At 74.2% G+C, this 17,474-nt stretch carries 15 protein-coding genes; 12 read left to right on the forward strand and 3 right to left on the reverse strand.

Annotation, left to right across the window (positions count from 1 at the left end):
* Positions 1 to 4: 4 nt before the first annotated feature.
* Both AC29IT_RS01440 and AC29IT_RS01445 read left to right on the forward strand, forming a co-directional pair.
* Positions 5 to 232 (forward strand): non-oxidative hydroxyarylic acid decarboxylases subunit D, encoded by a 228-nt coding sequence (locus AC29IT_RS01440; RefSeq protein WP_488217543.1) that lies wholly within the window; start codon positions 5 to 7, stop codon positions 230 to 232.
* The gene (locus tag AC29IT_RS01445) at positions 229 to 468 is read left to right on the forward strand and encodes a hypothetical protein (protein ID WP_488217544.1); all 240 of its coding nucleotides are present in this window, start codon (positions 229 to 231) and stop codon (positions 466 to 468) included. Before AC29IT_RS01440 ends, AC29IT_RS01445 begins: the two co-directional genes overlap by 4 nt.
* Before the next feature lie 31 nt (positions 469 to 499).
* Here AC29IT_RS01445 and AC29IT_RS01450 read toward each other — a convergent pair whose 3' ends face one another.
* Positions 500 to 1,972: an MFS transporter gene (locus AC29IT_RS01450; protein WP_488217545.1), complete on the reverse strand. Its 1,473-nt coding sequence runs from the start codon at positions 1,970 to 1,972 to the stop codon at positions 500 to 502.
* A 145-nt stretch (positions 1,973 to 2,117) separates the two neighbouring features.
* On the opposite strand from AC29IT_RS01450, the gene AC29IT_RS01455 reads away from it, so the two are divergent.
* The 9 genes from AC29IT_RS01455 to AC29IT_RS01495 all read left to right on the forward strand — a co-directional run bounded on the left by AC29IT_RS01455 (position 2,118) and on the right by AC29IT_RS01495 (position 14,132).
* Complete coding sequence (locus AC29IT_RS01455) at positions 2,118 to 5,069, forward strand: family 78 glycoside hydrolase catalytic domain (protein ID WP_488217546.1); 2,952 nt, start codon at positions 2,118 to 2,120, stop codon at positions 5,067 to 5,069.
* A gap of 125 nt (positions 5,070 to 5,194) precedes the next feature.
* Positions 5,195 to 6,718: an adenylyl-sulfate kinase gene (gene cysC / locus AC29IT_RS01460; protein ID WP_488217547.1), complete on the forward strand. Its 1,524-nt coding sequence runs from the start codon at positions 5,195 to 5,197 to the stop codon at positions 6,716 to 6,718.
* On the forward strand, positions 6,715 to 7,599 hold the full coding sequence (locus AC29IT_RS01465; RefSeq protein WP_488217548.1) for a sulfite exporter TauE/SafE family protein: 885 nt from the start codon (positions 6,715 to 6,717) through the stop codon (positions 7,597 to 7,599). Before cysC ends, AC29IT_RS01465 begins: the two co-directional genes overlap by 4 nt.
* Complete coding sequence (locus AC29IT_RS01470) at positions 7,596 to 8,369, forward strand: inositol monophosphatase family protein (protein WP_488217549.1); 774 nt, start codon at positions 7,596 to 7,598, stop codon at positions 8,367 to 8,369. The genes AC29IT_RS01465 and AC29IT_RS01470 overlap by 4 nt, the downstream gene beginning before the upstream one ends.
* Complete coding sequence (gene cysD / locus AC29IT_RS01475; protein ID WP_358439081.1) at positions 8,369 to 9,280, forward strand: sulfate adenylyltransferase subunit CysD; 912 nt, start codon at positions 8,369 to 8,371, stop codon at positions 9,278 to 9,280. Before AC29IT_RS01470 ends, cysD begins: the two co-directional genes overlap by 1 nt.
* Positions 9,280 to 10,566: a sulfate adenylyltransferase subunit 1 gene (locus AC29IT_RS01480; protein ID WP_488217550.1), complete on the forward strand. Its 1,287-nt coding sequence runs from the start codon at positions 9,280 to 9,282 to the stop codon at positions 10,564 to 10,566. The genes cysD and AC29IT_RS01480 overlap by 1 nt, the downstream gene beginning before the upstream one ends.
* A 57-nt stretch (positions 10,567 to 10,623) precedes the next feature.
* Positions 10,624 to 11,286, forward strand: coding sequence for a sulfotransferase family protein (locus AC29IT_RS01485; RefSeq protein ID WP_488217551.1), 663 nt, complete (start codon positions 10,624 to 10,626; stop codon positions 11,284 to 11,286).
* 75 nt (positions 11,287 to 11,361) lie between these two features.
* Entirely contained in the window at positions 11,362 to 12,888 is a 1,527-nt protein-coding gene (locus AC29IT_RS01490) for an arylsulfotransferase family protein (RefSeq protein ID WP_488217552.1), read from the forward strand.
* 137 nt (positions 12,889 to 13,025) lie between these two features.
* Positions 13,026 to 14,132, forward strand: coding sequence for a threonine synthase (locus tag AC29IT_RS01495; protein ID WP_488217553.1), 1,107 nt, complete (start codon positions 13,026 to 13,028; stop codon positions 14,130 to 14,132).
* Between the two features lie 19 nt (positions 14,133 to 14,151).
* On the opposite strand, the gene AC29IT_RS01500 is transcribed toward AC29IT_RS01495, so the two are convergent.
* The gene (locus AC29IT_RS01500; RefSeq protein ID WP_358446777.1) at positions 14,152 to 15,138 is read right to left on the reverse strand and encodes an NAD-dependent epimerase/dehydratase family protein; all 987 of its coding nucleotides are present in this window, start codon (positions 15,136 to 15,138) and stop codon (positions 14,152 to 14,154) included.
* A 292-nt stretch (positions 15,139 to 15,430) separates the two neighbouring features.
* A complete protein-coding gene (locus AC29IT_RS01505; protein WP_488217554.1) occupies positions 15,431 to 15,856 on the reverse strand; it encodes a universal stress protein in 426 nt (141 codons plus the stop codon).
* 315 nt (positions 15,857 to 16,171) lie between these two features.
* On the opposite strand from AC29IT_RS01505, the gene AC29IT_RS01510 reads away from it, so the two are divergent.
* A complete protein-coding gene (locus AC29IT_RS01510; protein ID WP_358446783.1) occupies positions 16,172 to 17,341 on the forward strand; it encodes a S8 family serine peptidase in 1,170 nt (389 codons plus the stop codon).
* Positions 17,342 to 17,474 lie beyond the last annotated feature (133 nt).

Below are 17,474 nucleotides of genomic sequence, written 5' to 3' on the forward strand. Positions count from 1 at the left end.
CGATATGTGCCCGCGTTGTGCTGCGACCGAGGTGACGCTGCAGGCGGTGTCACCGGTCGCCGGGGTGTGGGAGGTGCACCGCTGCGAGTGCTGCCACTACTTCTGGCGCAGCACCGAACCGGAGCGCCGCACCCGCCGCGAGTCCTACCCGGAGGCGTTCCGGATGACCCGCCGGGACGTCGAATCGGCCACCGAGATGCCCGCCGTGCCGCCGCTGCGGGGTGCGGTGTGAGCGGGCGCGCGCTGATGTGGGAGGTGCGGGCCGCGCCGGGCGCGCAGCCGGAACTGCTCGGGTGGGTCCGGGAGCACGCGGTGCCCCGCTGCGGTGCGGTCGAGGTGTACCGCTCGGCCGAGGACCGCGTCGTGATCATCGCGCACCACGACGAGGACCCGCCGCGGTTGCCGTCCCCGCCGCCGCACCTGGTCGCGCGGCCCCCGCACCAGTGGACCTTCGACCGGGTCGGCTGACCTCGGGGCCGCCCGGCCGGGCGGCTTCGCATCACCGGTGGGCGTCGGTGCAGGTGCACGGGTCCTGGCAGGCCTGCTGCACCCCCGGCAGCGGCATCGGTTCGACCGCGAGGCGGCGGCCGCCGATGGTGCACCAGGACAGCACCCCGCCCAGCGCGCACGCCGCGGCCGAGACCAGCATGGCGAACCCGAACCCGTCGCCGACGGTGTCCCCGGGCCCGGTCATCCCCGCGACCAGCGGCAGCACCGCCACCGCCACCAGCCCGGCGAGCCGGGAGATCGCGTTGTTCACCCCCGACGCCACGCCGGCACGATCGGCGGTCACCGAGGCGAGCACCGCCGAGGTCAGCGGCGCGACCGTCACCGAGAGCCCCAGCCCGAACACGAGCACCCCGGGCAGCACCCCGGTGAGGTAGGTCGACCCGGGCTGGGCCCAGGTCAGCAGCGCCAGCCCCGCCGCGCACCCGAACGGCCCGACCGTCATCGGCAGCCGCGGCCCGGTCCGCTGCGCCAGCGCCCCCATTCGCCCGGAGATCAGCAGCATGATCACCGTGATCGGCAGCGTCGCCACCCCGGCGTGCAGCGCCGAGTACCCGAGGGTCTGCTGCAGCTGCAGGGACAGCAGGAACAGCGCGCCGCTGAGCGCCGCGTACACGGTGAACGTGGTGAGGTTCGCCCCGGTGAACTGCCGGGAGGCGAACAGGTTCAGCGGCAGGATCGGATTCCGCCCGCGGTGCTCCAGCACCGGGAACGCGACCAGCCCGGCGACGCCGACGGCGAGCGCGCCGATGGTGATCGGGTTCCAGCCCCGCGCGGGCAGTTCGATCAGCGCGTAGATCGCTCCGGCCAGGCCCAGCGTGATCGTGGCGGCCCCGGCGAGGTCGGGGGACCCGGCCCGCCCGCTGCGGGTCTCCGGCACGTGCCGGGCGGTGACGTGCAGCGCCACCGCGGCCAGCGGCACGTTGATGAAGAACACCCAGCGCCAGGACGCCGCGTCCACCAGCCAGCCGCCGACGAACGGCCCGAGCGCGGAGGAGACCCCGGTCAGCCCCGCCCAGGTGCCCACCGCCCGGCCGCGGTCCTCGGACCGGATCGTGGAGTTGATCAGCGCGAGGCTGCCGGGCACGAGCAGCGCCCCGCCGACGCCCTGCACCAGCCGCGCCACGATCAGCAGCTCCCCGGTGGGCGCGAGCCCGCAGCCGAGGGAGGCGAGGGTGAACACCACCAGCCCCACCTGGAACACCCGGCGCCGCCCGTACCGGTCGCCGAGAGCTCCGCCGAGCAGCAGCAGCGCGCTCAGCGTGAGCAGGTAGGCGTCGAGCACCCACTGCAGCACCGCGAAGCCGCCGCCGGTGTCCCGGCCGATGGCGGGCAGCGCCACGTTCACCACCGACCCGTCCAGGAACGCCACCCCGGAGCCGAGGATGGTGCCCGCGATGATCCACCGCCCGGTGCGGCTCGCCAGCGGGATCGTTGCGGTGGGGTTGTCGTCAGGGCTGGTCATGCGGTCCTCTCCGCGGCCGCCGTCCGGCCGACGCACCGAGGATAGGGCGCCCCGCCGCCCGGAGCAGTCGTCCACTGTGGACTGTTGACGGGCGGTGCCGCGGTGCGTAGAACGAGAGCGGCAGACGACCGCGCTGGAGCAGCCGATGACCGGAATCCGCCCGGAACGCCTCCGCCTCGACGGCCGCACCGGGCCGCTGCTCGGCGTCGACGACCAGAACCCGGTGTTCAGCTGGGGCTTCGCCGCGGAGGACGCGGAGCCCGGTGGCCTGCAGACCGCCTTCCAGGTCGAGGTCACCGATCCGGACGGCCGGACCTGGTGGGACACCGGGGTCGTCGGGTCGGACCGCGCGCAGACCCGCTACGGCGGGCCGGAACCCGCCGCGCGGCAGCGGTTGCGCTGGCGGGTGCGGGTCCGCGACGAGCACGACCGGTGGTCCCCCTGGAGCGAACCGTTCGAGTGGGAGCTCGGGCTGCTGACCCGCTGCGACTGGGGCGCGGCGAGCTGGATCGCGCACCCCGGCCGCGGACCCGGCGACCCGCTGCCGATCTTCGCGACGGCGTTCACCTCGAACGGGCCGATCAGCACCGCCCGGCTGCACCTGTGCGGGCTCGGCCTGCACCGGGCCACCCTCAACGGGCGGCCGGTGACCGACGAGGTGCTGGCGCCCGGGAACTCGAACTACCAGCGCTCCGCCGAACACCGGGTGCACGACGTGCGGGAACTCCTGCTGCCCGGGGAGAACGTGCTCGGCGTGGCGCTCGGCAACGGCACCGCGCACGTGCACCGGCACGGCACCCGCGGCGGCGCGCGCGACCCCTACTCGTGGTGGACCAGCACCGAACCCGCCCGCGGCGAGCTGCTGGTGCCCGCGTACCCCGGCGCGGACCGCATCCGCGTCCCGGACCCGCGCGGACACCACATCGGCGGCAGCGTCACCATCGGTACCCGCGATCGTTGGGAGAGCAGGCAGGTCGTCACCACCGACGAGCACGGCCTGATCATCGCCCCGCCGCTGGAGCACCGGTACCCCGCGGGCACCCCCGTCGAAGGCTCCGGCGATCCGGTGGCGCAGTGGGAACCCACCGCGGGCGCCGCGGTGTCCCCGCGGCTGATCGCCCGCCTGGAGCTGACCGGCCCCGGCGGACGGCACGACGTCGTCACCGGACCGCACTGGCGCACCGCGCTCGGCCCCGCGATCACCGACAACTGGTTCTCCGGCACCGACCACGACGCCCGCCGCGAACAGCCCGGCTGGGACGCGCCCGGCGCCGACCACTCCGCGACCGCGACCCGCCGCGACGGCACGCGCACCGGCTGGGCCGACGCGATCCGCACCACCCCGCCGAACGGCGGCACCGAACTCGTGTGGCGCCGGGCGCAGCCGGTGCGGGTCGTGCGCGAGTGGCCGCCGGTGCGGGTGCGCGAGCTCGACCCGGGGCGGTGGGTGTTCGACCTGGGGCAGAACCTCGCGGGCTGGCCGCGGCTGCGGCTGCCCGAAGTGCCCGCGGGCACCGAGGTGGCCCTGCGGCCCGGTGAATCGCTGGCGCCGGACGGCTCCGTCGACCAGACCTCCGTGCGCAACGACCGGCGCGGCACCGACGTGCTGCACACCTACACCGCGGCGGGCCTGCCCGGCGGGGAGACCTGGCAGCCCGCGTTCCAGTACTTCGCGATGCGCTTCCTGGAGGTCACGGCGCCGCCCGGGGTGCGCCCCGAGGTGGTCGGGTCGCAGCTGCGGGCCGACGCGCCGCGCGCCGGTGCGGTGCGCACCTCCGACGAGCGGGTGAACCGGCTGCACCGGATGGCGCACTTCTCGGTCGCCTCGAACCTGATGTCGGTGCTCACCGACTGCCCCGGCCGGGAGAAGCTGGCCTACGGCGCCGACTACACGCACCCGATGGGCGTGCTGTCCCGGCACTTCGACCTCGCCGCCTACCTGCCGACGATGCAGCGGCACCTCGCCGAAGGGCAGTCCGGGCGCGGGCCCGACGTGGGCAACGTGGCGCTGAAGGCGCCCGTCTACGACTGGGGCTACCGGGACCGGTTCGGCGACGAGGTCAACTGGGGCAACGCGATCGTGCTGGTGCCGTGGCTGCTGCACCGGCGCTACGACGACACCGAGACGATGGCGCGGTACTACCCGGCGATGACGGCCTACCTGGACTACCTGCGGCGCCGCAAGGCGCACCGGCACCTGGTCGTCGGCGCGCTCGGCGACTGGGTGGCGGCGGAGGAGACCGCGGGGGAGCTCACCGGCACCTGGGGTTACCACGCCACCGCGCGCGCCATGGCGGACGTGGCCGCGGCGCTGGGGAATTCCGCGGACGCGCGCGAGTACGGTGCGCTCGCCGAGGGCGTCGCCCGCGCCTTCCACGAGCGGTTCTACCTGCCGGACCTCGGCCGCTACAGCGGCGACGGCACCGAGCGGGGTGCGACGCAGGCGGCGCAGGCGATGCCGCTGGACGCCGGGATCGTGCCCGCCGCCGAACGGCCGCGGGTGCTGGCCGCGCTGGTCGAACGCGTCCGCGGTTCCGGCGGCCCGCTGCTGCGCGCCGGGCACCTGGGGCTCGGTCCGGTGGTGCGGGTGCTGCGCGACGCCGACCGCGACGAGCTGCTGTGGGAGGCGCTGCACCAGGACGCGGGCTACGGCGCGTTCTTCCGGGACACCCCGGCGAACCCGGGCGGGCTCAGCACCGTCCCGGAGCAGTGGGACCTGCGCAACTCGCTGAACCACATGATCCTCACGCAGCTCGACGAGTGGTTCCACACCGGACTCGCCGGCATCGACCAGGCGCCGGGCTCCACCGGCTTCCGGCGGCTGCGCATCCGGCCCAAGGTGGTGGGCGATCTGCGCCGGGTCGAAGGCCACCACACCACCCCGGCCGGCCGGGTCGAGTCCCGCTGGCACCGCGACGGGCGGGATTTCACCCTGACCGTGCGGATTCCGCCGAACACCACCGCCGAAGTGCACGTGCCCGGCCGCATCACCGGCGCCGACCGGATCCGCGACGGGCACGGCGTGTTCGAGCTGGGACCGGGGGAGCGCACGTTCCGCTCGACGCTGCCCCGTGCGGAGTCCCGAACGGGACGGTGAACTTCGCGAACAATGCCGGAATCGGCGATCCGTCAAGGCTGGAAATGTGCCGGTGCGGTGGGAAAAATGCGATGTGGCGAGAAGTGGACACCGGGGTTCACCCGTCGATCCCTCTTCGGCACGGTATGCATCAAGTCGGCCCCGACCAGCGGACAGAGGTGCGTGTGAGCGCGAGCAGAGCGGAGCCTGAATGTCCGGACGGTCCTGACGGGACGATTCCGGGCTGGACCCCCGAACCCGCTGAACTGTCCGATGTGGAATTGCTGATCGACGGTGCGTTCCACCCCGTGGCGGGATTCCTCGGCGCCGCCGACGTCGACTCGGTGCGCACCCGGCGGCGGCTGCTGGACGGCACCCCGTGGCCCGCGCCGATCGTGCTCCCGGTGCCCGCGGAGCTGGCCGACGCGCCCCGGATCGAGCTGCGCGACGCCGAAGGCGCCCCCGTCGCCGTGCTGCACAACGAGGAACCCTGGTCCGACGGCACCACGCGCTACGCGGCCGGACCGCTGCGCGCCGCGGCCGCACCCGCCGGAGCGCTGCGCCGGATGCGCCCGCCCGCCGCCGACGTCCGCGCGGACCTGCCCGCCGGGCCGGTGCTCGGCGTCGTCGCCGACTCCCCGCTGCACCACCGCGAACTCGCCCAGCTGCGCGAACTCGCCGCCGAGTTCGACGGGCACGTGCTGCTGCTGCCGCGGATGACCGGGCCGCGCCCGGAACTGCTGGTGCAGGCGCTGCTCGCCGCCCGCCCGCAACTGCCCCCGGGCACCACGATCGTGCCGGTCCCGCTGGCCCGCCGCGCCGATCCGAAGGCCGACGCCGCGCTGGCCGCGCAGGTCGCCGCCGCCTACGGCACCACCCACCTGATCACCGCAGACCCGGTCGAGGACTCGCCGATCACCGTGGTCGCCCCGCCCGAGCTGCTCCGCGACTCCGCCGACGCCTGGATCCGGGCCGAGCGGGTCGAACCCGGCTGCGGGCGCGGCGGCCTCGGCACCGAGGAACTGCGCGCCCGGCTGGACGAAGGCGCCCCGCTGCCGACCTGGTTCACCACCCCGGCGATCGCCGAGCACCAGCGCAGGTTGCACCCGCCGCTGGCCGAACGCGGTTTCACCGTGCTGTTCACCGGCCTGTCCGGGGCGGGCAAGTCGACCCTGGCCCGCGCGCTGCGCGACGAGCTCAGCAGGCACGACCACCGGGCGGTGACCCTGCTGGACGGGGACGTGGTGCGCCGCACCCTGTGCGAAGGGCTCGGGTTCTCCGCCGCCGACCGCAGCCGCAACGTGCGCCGCATCGGGTTCGTCGCCTCCGAGGTCACCCGGCACGGCGGCGCGGCGATCTGCGCGCCCATCGCGCCCTACGCGGCCGACCGGGACGCGGTGCGCCGGATGGTGTCCGACTGCGGCGGGTTCGTGCTGGTGCACGTCGCCACCCCGCTCGGCGAGTGCGAACGCCGCGACCGCAAGGGCCTCTACCGGAAGGCGCGAGCCGGGGCGCTGCCCGAGTTCACCGGTGTGTCCGCGCCGTACGAGCCGCCCACCGACGCCGACCTGGCGCTGGACACCTCCGGGCTCACCCAGGACGAGGCCGTCGGGCGGGTCGTGGCGCTGCTGCGGGAACGGGGCTGGGTGCGCCCGTGGACCTCGGAGTGACCCTGACCGGTCTGCTGACCGGATCGCTGGTCGGCCTGACCGGAATGGGCGGTGGTGCCCTCACCATGCCGCTGCTGACCGTCGTGTTCGGCGTCCCGCCGCTGGCGGCGGTGTCGACCGACCTGGTCGCGGGCGCGGTGATGAAACCGGTGGGCGCGGCGGTGCACCTGCGCCGGCGCACCGCGCACCTGCCGACGGTCGGCCTGCTGTGCCTGGGTTCGCTGCCGTGCGCGCTGCTCGGTTCGCTGCTCGCGGGCCGGCTCGGCGCGGGCACCGGCGCGGTGCTCAAGGGCGTGAGCGCGGCCGCGGTGCTGCTGGCCGCGGTGACCCTGGTGGTGCGGATGCACCTGGACCGCGGGCGTCCGGCGTCCGGCGCGGCACCCCGCCTCCGGCCGGTCCCTGCGGTGCTGCTGGGCGCGGCCGCCGGGTTCGTCGTCGGCACCACCTCGGTCGGTTCCGGTTCCATCGTCATCGTGTGCCTGCTGCTGCTGGACCGGGCGATGAGCTCGGCGCGACTGGTCGGTACCGACCTGGTGCAGGCGGTGCCGCTGGTGCTGGTCGCCGCGCTGGGACATCTTCTGCACGGCCAGGTCGACCTCGGGCTGGTGGGCTCGCTGCTGGCCGGTTCGCTGCCCGGGGTGCTCGCCGGGTCGCTGCTGTCGGCGCGCATCCCGGACCGGCCGGTCCGGGTGCTGCTGGGCGGCATGCTCGCCGCCAGCGGGGCGATGCTGGCCGGAACGGGGGCGGCCGTGGCGGCGGTGCTGGGCGTGCTGGTCGCGCTCGTCGCCGCCGCGGTGTCGTCCGGACGGTTCTCCCGCGGTCGGGCGCCGGCCCCGGCGGGGGAGCGGATCGATGCCGGCGCCGAAGGAGGAACCGGGTGAAGGCGGACGATCACGAGCTGGCCGCGCGGCTGGCGGACGAGGCCGGGCGGTGCCTGCTGGAGCTGCGCGCGCGGCGTCGGTCCGAAGTGGACGGCAAGGTGCTCGGCGACGAAGGCGACACCGCCGCGCACGAACTGCTGCTGGCCGCGCTCGCCGAGCAGCGCCCGCAGGACGCGGTGCTCTCCGAGCACGGCACCGCGGGCCCGGAGCGCTCCGGCGGCGGCCGGGTGTGGATCGTGGATCCGCTCGACGGCACCAGGGAGTTCTCCGAACCGGACCGCACCGACTGGGCCGTGCACGTGGCCCTCGCCGAGGACCACCGGGTGCGGGCCGCCGCCGTCGCGCTGCCCGCCGCTGGCCTGGTGCTAGGCACCGGCAGCCCGCCGCGGGTCCCGGCCGCGGACGGCGGGCCGCCGCGCATCGCCGTGAGCCGCAGCCGCCCGCCGGAGTTCGTCGCCGCCGTCGCCACCACGCTCGGTGCGGAGACCGTCCCGATGGGCTCGGCGGGCGCGAAGATCAGCGCGGTGATCCGCGGCGAGGTCGACGCCTACCTGCACGCCGGCGGCCAGTACGAGTGGGACAGCGCCGCCCCGATCGGCGTGGCCCTGGCCGCCGGGCTGCACGCCACCCGACTCGACGGCTCCCCGCTCGGCTACGACCGACCCGACCCGTGGCTGCCGGACCTGCTGGTCTGCCGCCCGGAACTGGCCGAACCGCTGCTGGCGGCGGTGGCCGCCGCACCCGGAACACCCTCCGAGGGGAGCAGCTGATGCCCGCCCGACGTGCCCTGTCCCGCCTGGACGTCCTCGAATCCGAGGCGCTGCACCTGATCCGCGAGGTCGCCGCCGAGTTCGACCGGCCCGCGCTGCTGTTCTCCGGCGGCAAGGACTCCGCGGTGCTGCTGCGACTGGCCGAGAAGGCGTTCTGGCCCGCCCCGATCCCGTTCCCGGTGCTGCACGTGGACACCGGCCACAACTTCGAGGAGGTGCTGGAGTTCCGGGACCGCCGCGCCGCCGAGCTCGGCGTGCGGCTGGTGGTGGCGTCCGTGCAGGACTCCATCGACGCGGGCCGCGTTGTCGAGCAGGAGGGCCGCGGCGCCAGCCGCAACCGGGCGCAGACGGTGACGCTGCTGGACGCGATCGCCGAGCACCGGTTCGACTCGCTGTTCGGCGGCGCCCGCCGCGACGAGGAACGGGCCCGCGCCAAGGAGCGGATGCTGTCCTTCCGCGACGCCTTCGGCCAGTGGGATCCGCGCAACCAGCGCCCCGAGCTGTGGAACCTCTACAACGGGCTGATCGGCCCCGGCGAGAACGTGCGCGCGTTCCCGCTGTCGAACTGGACCGAGCGCGACATCTGGACCTACATCGACCAGGACGGCGTGGAGCTGCCCGCGCTGTACTTCGCGCACCGGCGGAAGGTCTTCGAACGCGACGGCATGTACCTCGCCGACAACCCGTTCGTGCACCGCGATCCGGACGAGGTGCTCACCGAGCAGTCCGTGCGGTTCCGCACCATCGGCGACATGACCTGCACCGGGGCGGTGCTGTCCACCGCGTCCACGGTGGCGGAGGTGATCGCCGAGATCGCCGCCACGAAGGTCACCGAACGCGGTCAGACCCGTGCCGACGACCGCGCGAGCGCGGCGTCCATGGAGGACCGCAAGCGAGAGGGGTACTTCTGATGAGCCTGCCCACCGATGCGGAGGAGCGGACCTTCGCCCCCGCCGACAGCCTGCTGCGGTTCGCCACCGCCGGGGCCGTCGACGACGGCAAGAGCACGTTGATCGGCAGGCTGCTGCACGACTCCCGCTCGCTGCTGGCCGACCAGCTGGAGATGCTGGAGCTGGTGGGCCGCGAGCGCGGCGACGACGGGCTGGACCTGGCGATGGTCACCGACGGGCTGCGCGCGGAGCGCGAGCAGGGCATCACGATCGACGTGGCGCACCGGTACTTCGAGACCGCGCATCGCGCGTTCATCATCGCCGACACGCCCGGGCACGCCCAGTACACCCGGAACATGGTCACCGGCGCCTCCACCGCGGACCTGGCGATCGTGCTGGTCGACGCCCGCAACGGGCTCACCGAGCAGAGCCGCAGGCACGCGGTGCTGGCCGGGCTGCTGCGGGTGCCGCGGCTGGTGCTGGCGGTGAACAAGATGGACCTGGTCGACCACGACCAGGAGGTGTTCGCGGCGATCACCGCGGAGTTCGCCCGGTTCACCGCGGAGCTGGAGCTGCCCGAGGTCACCGCCATCCCCATCTCGGCGCTGCGCGGTGACAACGTGGTGCACCGCTCGGACCGGATGCCGTGGTACGAGGGCCCGTCGCTGCTGGAGCACCTGGAGCAGGTGCACATCGAGGACGACCGCGCGGCCGGGGACTTCCGGCTGCCGGTGCAGTACGTGATCCGCGCCCCCGAGCGGGACTACCGGGGTTACGCGGGCCAGATCAGCGGCGGTTCGGTGCACGAGGGCGCGGAGGTGCTGCACCTGCCCTCGGGCCTGCGCACCCGGGTGACCGCGGTGGACACCGCGGACGGCGCGCTCGCCGAGGCCAGGGCGCCGCAGTCGGTGTCGGTGCGGCTGGCCGACGAGATCGACGTGGGCCGCGGCGACCTGCTGTGCGCCCCGGACGCCCCGCCCGCGGCGGCGACCGAGCTGACCGCCCGGGTGTGCTGGATGGCGGCGAGCCCGGTGCTGCGGGCCGGGACGCTGCTGCTGCTCAAGCACACCACGCGCACCGTCAAGGCCCTGGTCACCGAGGTGCACCACCGGGTGGACGTGACGACGCTGCACCGCGAACCGGTCGCGGAGCTGGGCCTCAACGACATCGGCGAGGTCGGTCTGCGGCTGGCGCAGCCGGTGTTCTGCGACCCCTACGAGCGCAATCGGCTCACCGGCGGCGGCCTGCTGGTCGACGAGGCCACGCACGCCACCGTCGGCGCCGTGATGATCACCGAAGCGCGGTGAGGACCCGGCGCCGGGAGGCGTCACCGGAAAGAAGCGAGCACGACTAGGAGCAGCACCATGGTGAAGATCATCGGAGCCGGTTTCGGCCGCACCGGGACCGCGTCGATGAAGGCGGCGCTGGAGCACCTCGGCTTCGGGCCGTGCTACCACATGTTCGAGGTCATCGCGGAGCCCGAGCGGATGCAGGACTGGGCCCGCGCGCTGGACGGGCCGGTGGACTGGGACCAGGTCCTCGGCGGGTATCAGTCCACTGTGGACTGGCCGGGCTGTACGTTCTGGCGCGAGCTGATGGAGGCCTACCCGGACGCGAAGGTCCTGCTCACCACCCGCGACCCGCAGCGCTGGTACGACAGCACCTACGGCACCATCTACCAGTTCGTGCAGGACCCGCCGGGCGACTCGGACGACCCGTTCACCACCGAGCTGCGCCCCACCATCGAGCGGCTGATCTGGAACGGCACCTTCGACGGCCGCTTCGAGGACCGCGAGCACGCCATCGAGGTGTTCGAGCGGCACAACGCCGAAGTCCGCGCCGCCGTCCCCGCCGACCGGCTGCTGGAGTACCAGCCCGGCCAGGGCTGGGAGCCGCTGTGCGAGTTCCTCGAGGTGCCGGTCCCGGCCGAGGACTTCCCGCACGTCAACGACAGCGCCTCCATCCGCGATCTCGCCGAGCAGGTCCAGAACGAAGGAAAATTCCCCTCCCCGTTCAGCAACGCCTGATCCGGCCCGCGGTGCCGCGGCGGCGCGCCGCGGCCCCGCGCCCGCGTCCCCCGAACCACCCCGAGGAGCCGACCGATGACGACCCACCCGCGCGAGTTAGGCCGCCGCAGCGTGCTGCGGATGTTCGCCGCCGCCTCCGCCGTCCCCGCCCTGGTGAGCACCGGCACCGCCGCGACCGCCGCCGCGGCGGCCGCCCCCGCGCCCCGCGCCGGGGCGCGAGCGGGCCACACCTTCGTGAGCCGCCCCGACCTCAACCCGCCGCAGGTGGACATCAGCACCCCCGCCGCGGGCGTCCGGCCCGGCCACGTGCTGCTCACCCCGGCAGGCGCGAACAAGCTCAACCCCGAGGCCGCCGCGCCCCGCGCCGACTTCCAGCCCGGCGCGCTGATCATGGACGACCTGGGGCAGCCGGTGTGGTTCTCCCGGCCCGCCGAGGGCGTCATCGCCGACATGCAGGTGCAGGAGTACCAGGGCAAGCCGGTGCTGACCTGGTGGGAAGGCGCCATCCACATCCCGCCGGGCTTCGGCACCGGGCAGTTCGCGATCCTCGACGAGAGCTACCGGCGCATCGCGACCGTGCGACCCGCCAACGGCCTCGAAGGCGACATGCACGAGTTCGTGATCACCCCGCGCGGCACCGCGCTGATCATCGTCTACGCCGAGGTCCGCGCCGACACCACGCCCGTCGGTGGCGCGGCGAACGCGAAGGTGCTCGAAGGCGTCGTGCAGGAGATCGACATCGCCAGCGGCGACCTGCTGTTCGAGTGGCGCAGCCTGGAGCACGTCGCCATCGAGGAGTCCTTCTACCCGGTGCCGACGGACCCGGAGGAGTGGTTCGACTACATCCACCTCAACGCGGTCTGCGAGGACGGCGACGCGCTGCTCGTCTCCGCCCGCTGCACGCACACCGTCTACCGCATCGACCGCGGCACCGGCGAGGTCGGCTGGCGGCTCAACGGGAAGAAGAGCGACTTCGAGATGGGGCCGGACGCGGCGTTCGCCTGGCAGCACGACTGCAGGCGCCGCGAGGACGGCACGATCACCTTGTTCGACAACGCCGCCGCCGCACCCGGTCGCGGGCGCTCGCGGGCGCTGGTGCTCGACGTCGACGAGCAGGCGCGCACCGCGACGGTGCGGCGCAGCCACGAGAGCCCGGAGGGGCTGCTGGCGCCGAACCAGGGCAACACCCAGCTGCTCGACGAGGGCCACCTGTTCGTCGGCTGGGGCGGGGAGCCGTACTTCACCGAGTTCGACGGCGACGGCGAGGTGCTGTTCCACGGCAAGTTCGTCGACTCCATCACCTCGTACCGCGCGTTCCGGTCCCCGTGGGTCGGCAGGCCGCTCGACCGGCCCGCCGTGGCCGGGCGGGCCGGGGACGGCGTCACCAGCGTGTACGCCAGCTGGAACGGGGCCACCGAGGTCGCCGCGTGGCGGGTGCTGACCGGGCCGGACGAGGCGGGCCTCGCGCCGGTGCAGGACGTGCCGCGCACCGGTTTCGAGACCAGGGTTGACGTGCCCGGTGCCGCCGCCTTCGTCGGCGTCCAGGCGCTCGACGCCCAGGGCGAGGTCCTCGGCGACTCCCCGGCCGCCGAGGTTGCCTGACCGCACCCCAGGTGAATGGCCCATTCGACCAGGCAGCTCGGTCCGATGGGCCATTCACCTCGGTGGCGCCGGGTGCGCGCGCGGGCGGCTAGGGTGCGCGGTGGTCAACCGTCCGCCCGCACGATCGTGAGCACGTCATGCCGCACGCCTCGAAGGCCACCACGAACGAACGCCTGGTCGCGCTCGACTGCCTCGGCTGCGGGCGGTCGCACCCCGTCGGCGACCTGACCGCGGGCTGCCCGGACTGCCTGGAGCGCGGCACGCCGGCGAACCTGCGCTGCCGCTACGACGGAGACCCGGTCGGGCAGCTGCCGCTGCGCGGCGCCCGCACCCTCGGCGAAGGCGGCACCCCGCTGTTCCCGCTGCCCGCCGAACTCGCCCCGGACGGTGTCGAGGTGTGGGTGAAGAACGAGGCCGCGAACCCGACCGGCTCGCACAAGGACCGGTTCAGCTGGGGCGCGGTCGGCCGGGCCGCCGCGGCGGGCTACGCGGGGATCGTCGCCGCGTCCTCCGGCAACGCCGCGGTGTCGCTGGCCGCCTACGCCGCGCTCTACGGGGTGGAGTGCGATCTCGCCGTCACCACCGCCGTGCCCGCGCCGATCTTCGACGCGGTCCGGGCCACCGGTGCGCGGCTGCACGTGTTCGACGACGCCGAACAGCGCTGGGACTTCGTGCGCGACCGCGCCACCGAGCCGGGACGGCTCGCGGTGACGAACTACGTGCGGCCCGCCGTCGGCAGCAGCCCGTTCGGCGTGGACGCGATGCGACCGCTCGGCTGGGAGGTGGTGGACGGTCTCGGCCGCGTCCCGGAGCACGTGCTGCTGCCGACCGCGCGCGGCGACCTCGCCTTCGGCGCGCACCTCGGGTTGCAGGAGGCGGCACGGCGGCACGACGAGCCGGGACCGCAGGTGCACCTGGTCGAACCGTTCCCGCGGCTGAGCGCGGTCCGCGCGGGCGCGAGCGTGCACGACTCCTTCCCCGGGACGGCCACCGGCATGCCGTCGATCGGCGGCGACTGCACCACGGTGCAAGCGCAGCGGGTGCTGGCCGAATCCGGCGGGGACCCGGTCGTCGTCGAGGACGGGGGCGCGGCGGCGGACCTGCTGGCGCGCCGCGGAATCCTGCTCGAGGGCGCCAGCGCCATCGTGCTCCCCGCGCTGTACCGGCTGCACGAGTCCGGCCGCATCGCGTCGGGGGAGACCGCCGTCCTCGTCGCGACCGCACACCCGTTCAAAGGCCTCTGACCGCCGAGCCCGTCCTTGGTCAGGACGGCGTGTAGACCCCGTGCGGGTACGCGTGGTAGCCCTTCGCGCCGACCGCCCTGGTCAGCGTGCTGCGCACGTCCTCGTCGGCACGCAGCAGGTCCAGCACGTGCCGGAAGTCCCACCGCGGCGTCCAGCCGAGGTCCGCGCGCGCCCGATCGTTGGCGTACACCCGGTCCAGCGAGGGGAACATCCGCCAGCCGCGCCGCGCGTACTCGGCCTCCTGGTCGGGGAACAGCCGCCGCACCACCGCGGGCGCATCGGTGCGCAGCAGCGCCGCGTCCTGCGGGGAGAACGGGGGAGTGGCGCTGACGACGTAGCGCCCGAATCCCAGCTGCGGCGCCCGCGCCAGCGCCAGCCGGTGCGCGTCCACCGCGTCCTGCAGCTCCACCCGCCGGTACAGGTACTCGTTGACCTTCGCGTTCAGCCCGTCGTAGGCGGTGCGGACCTCCTCCCGGTCGTCGTCCTCCGGGAAGAACCGGGAGGTCCGCAGCACTACCACCGGCAACCCGTGTTCGCGGTGCACCAGCTCGCAGACCTGCTCGGCGGCGACCTTCGTGACGCCGTAGACGTTGCGCGGCACCGGCACCACGTCCTCGGTGATCCACGCCGCGGGCTCGCCCGGTTCCGGGGTCAGCGCGCGGCCGAACGCGCTGGTGCTGCTGGTGAACACGAAGCTCCGCACCCCGGCGGCCACCGATTCCTCCAGCAGCGCGAGCGTCCCGCCGACGTTGGTGTCCACGAAGGCCTGCCGGTCGTGCGAGCCGACGTGCGGCTTGTGCAGCGTCGCCGCGTGCAGCACGCCGGTGACCCCGTCCAGGCAGCGGCGCAGCAGCTCCCGGTCGGTGATGGAACCGGTGGCGGTGGTGAACCGGGACGGCAGCAGGTCCAGCCCGACCACGTCGCGGCCTTCGGCGCGGAGCCCGCGCACCAGTGCCTCCCCGAGGTGGCCGGCGCTTCCGGTGACCAGGATCTTCTCATCGCTCACACCAGCCGAAGCTACGGCGTCACCTCCACCGGGGAAAGCGATTTACCCGCCAGAGAGGAAACCCGGCGCACCAGGGGGTGCAGTCCACTTAGGACCGTCCTGTCCGTTTCCTGTCAGCGGCGAAGCCGCTGAGCGAACGACCACCAGAGCCACCGGCACCGCAGCGGGTTCTCAGCGGTGTCCTCGCGAGGACGGCGTTCTCGCCTGTGGCGGAGCCACCGGTGAGAACGATCCCGCAGCGAGGGCGCCGCTGAGGTTCCGCCACTCGCCCTCCTCGTAAGGCGAGTGGAGATCAGTCCCGCACGATGACCACTGGGCACTTCGCGTGTACTGCGCAGCGCTGGCTCACCGAGCCCAGCAGGGTCCGGTAGAACCCGCCGTGGCCGCGGCTGCCCACGACCAGCAGCTGCGCGCCCTCGGCGGCCTCCAGCAGGGCCTGCGCGGAGTGCCCGTGCACCACCACGCGCTGCACCGCGCTGCCCGGTCCGGCGACGGCGTCCACCGCGTCGTTCATGTTCCGCTCGGCGGCCTGCTGGAAGTCGTCGGGTGGCATCGGTCCGCCTTCCCAGCTGTAGAACGCCGGGTACTCCCAGGCGACCACGGCGTGGACCTCGGCGCCGGTGTGCTCGGCCTGCCGCAGCGCCCAGCGCAGCGCGGACCGGGAGGGTTCGGATCCGTCGACACCCACGATGATCACGTTCTCGGTCGTGCTGTCCATGCGCCACCTCGTTGGTGTGGTCCGCCGCCGCGGCGGCGGAGGGACTCGCGCTCCGCTGCCCTCCAGTGTGCGACGAACCGGTGGTCCGCCGGAACCCCGCCGCGCCCGGTCGGGCGGAACCCTTCCGGCTCGGAATGGAACTCTCCGTGGCGTGCTCGCCGATCAGGGGTCACCCGGCCTAGTGGGTGAGGGTGAATTTCCTGCTGTGCAAGGGAAAAACCACCGCGAATCCGCACACGACCGGCGTCTTGCCGGGACGGGTGGGACAGGAGTTACCTCGGGGGGCCACGTTTCACCGAGAGCAAGGGGGCGATCATGACCGCAGCCGAGAGTGGAACCACCGGCCGCTACCTGGTCCTGCTGGAGGACGACGCGACCGTGCTCGGTGCCAGGGAGCTCAACCGGCTCGCCGGCATCCGCACGGCCAGCACCGCCGACGCCGCGGGCGCCGCGCCCGGAGCCCTGTTCAGCGGCGCGGGCGGCGTCGTGCTGCACGAGCTCGGCGTCGCGCTCGTCGACGCCGACCCGGACCAGATCGCCGCGCTGCAGGGCTCGGTGCGCGAACGCGGCACCCCGCTGGCCGCCATCGAACCCGAACGCCGGGTCTTCGCCATCGGATCACCACAACCGGTCGCCGACGCCGAAGTCACCTGGGGGCTGCGCGCGGTCCGCGCCGACCAGAGCGCCCCCACCGGCAAGGGCATCCGCGTCGCCGTCCTCGACACCGGGTTCGACGAGCAGCACCCCGACTTCGCCGGACGCGACGTCGTCACCGGATCCTTCGTGGAGGGCCAGGACGCCCACGACGGGCACGGGCACGGCACGCACTGCATCGGCACCGCCTGCGGGCCGCGCACCACCCAGTCCGGGCCGGGCTACGGCATCGCCTCCGAAGCGTCGATCTACGCGGGCAAGGTGCTGAGCGACGACGGCTCCGGCGGGGACAGCGGCATCCTCTCCGGCATCCAGTGGGCGATCTCCAACGGGTGCTCGGTGGTCTCCATGTCGCTGGGCGCGCCCACCCAACCGGGCCAGCCGTTCTCCGACGCCTTCGAACGGGTGGCACAGCGCGCGATCGAACGCGGCACCCTGATCGTCGCCGCGGCGGGCAACGAGAGCCAGCGGTCCGCCGGGGCCATCGCGCCCGTCGGACACCCGGCGAACTGCCCGTCGATCCTCGCCGTCGGGGCGATCGACGAGCAGGGCGCGATCGCCGACTTCTCCTCCGGCACGGTGGACCAGATCGGACAGGTCGATGTCGTCGGGCCCGGGGTGGACGTCTACTCCAGCTGGCCGGGGCAGGAGCGCTACCGGAAGCTCAGCGGCACCAGCATGGCCACCCCGCACGTCGCGGGCGTCGCGGCGCTGCTCGCCCAGCAGTTCCCGGAACGGGCGTGGGGCCTGTGGGCGCGCCTCGCGCAGAGCGCCAAGCGGCTCCCGCTGGCGTCCACCGACATCGGTGCGGGCGTCGTGCAGGCCCCCTGATCCGAGGTCCCCAGGCGGCGGGTGCGCTCTCGGCGCGCCCGCCGCCGCGTCCTGCCAGGTGTGCTCTTCCTCGGCCCCGGGTAATCCGCGCGCAGCCGGTCCGACCCGCCGACCCCGCCTCCCGCGGACGATC

It is taken from the genome of Saccharopolyspora sp. MMCC62 (genome assembly GCF_057736575.1).

Excerpts from the sequence above, each read along its gene's own strand:
- AC29IT_RS01440 (WP_488217543.1), top strand. The coding sequence starts at position 5 with ATGTGCCCGCGTTGTGCTGCGACCGAGGTGACGCTGCAGGCGGTGTCA.
- AC29IT_RS01510 (WP_358446783.1), top strand. The coding sequence starts at position 16,172 with ATGACCGCAGCCGAGAGTGGAACCACCGGCCGCTACCTGGTCCTGCTG.
- AC29IT_RS01450 (WP_488217545.1), bottom strand. The coding sequence starts at position 1,972 with ATGACCAGCCCTGACGACAACCCCACCGCAACGATCCCGCTGGCGAGC.
- AC29IT_RS01480 (WP_488217550.1), top strand. The coding sequence starts at position 9,280 with ATGAGCCTGCCCACCGATGCGGAGGAGCGGACCTTCGCCCCCGCCGAC.
- cysC (WP_488217547.1), top strand. The coding sequence starts at position 5,195 with ATGCATCAAGTCGGCCCCGACCAGCGGACAGAGGTGCGTGTGAGCGCG.
- AC29IT_RS01505 (WP_488217554.1), bottom strand. The coding sequence starts at position 15,856 with ATGGACAGCACGACCGAGAACGTGATCATCGTGGGTGTCGACGGATCC.
- AC29IT_RS01455 (WP_488217546.1), top strand. The coding sequence starts at position 2,118 with ATGACCGGAATCCGCCCGGAACGCCTCCGCCTCGACGGCCGCACCGGG.
- cysD (WP_358439081.1), top strand. The coding sequence starts at position 8,369 with ATGCCCGCCCGACGTGCCCTGTCCCGCCTGGACGTCCTCGAATCCGAG.
- AC29IT_RS01490 (WP_488217552.1), top strand. The coding sequence starts at position 11,362 with ATGACGACCCACCCGCGCGAGTTAGGCCGCCGCAGCGTGCTGCGGATG.
- AC29IT_RS01495 (WP_488217553.1), top strand. The coding sequence starts at position 13,026 with ATGCCGCACGCCTCGAAGGCCACCACGAACGAACGCCTGGTCGCGCTC.
- AC29IT_RS01485 (WP_488217551.1), top strand. The coding sequence starts at position 10,624 with ATGGTGAAGATCATCGGAGCCGGTTTCGGCCGCACCGGGACCGCGTCG.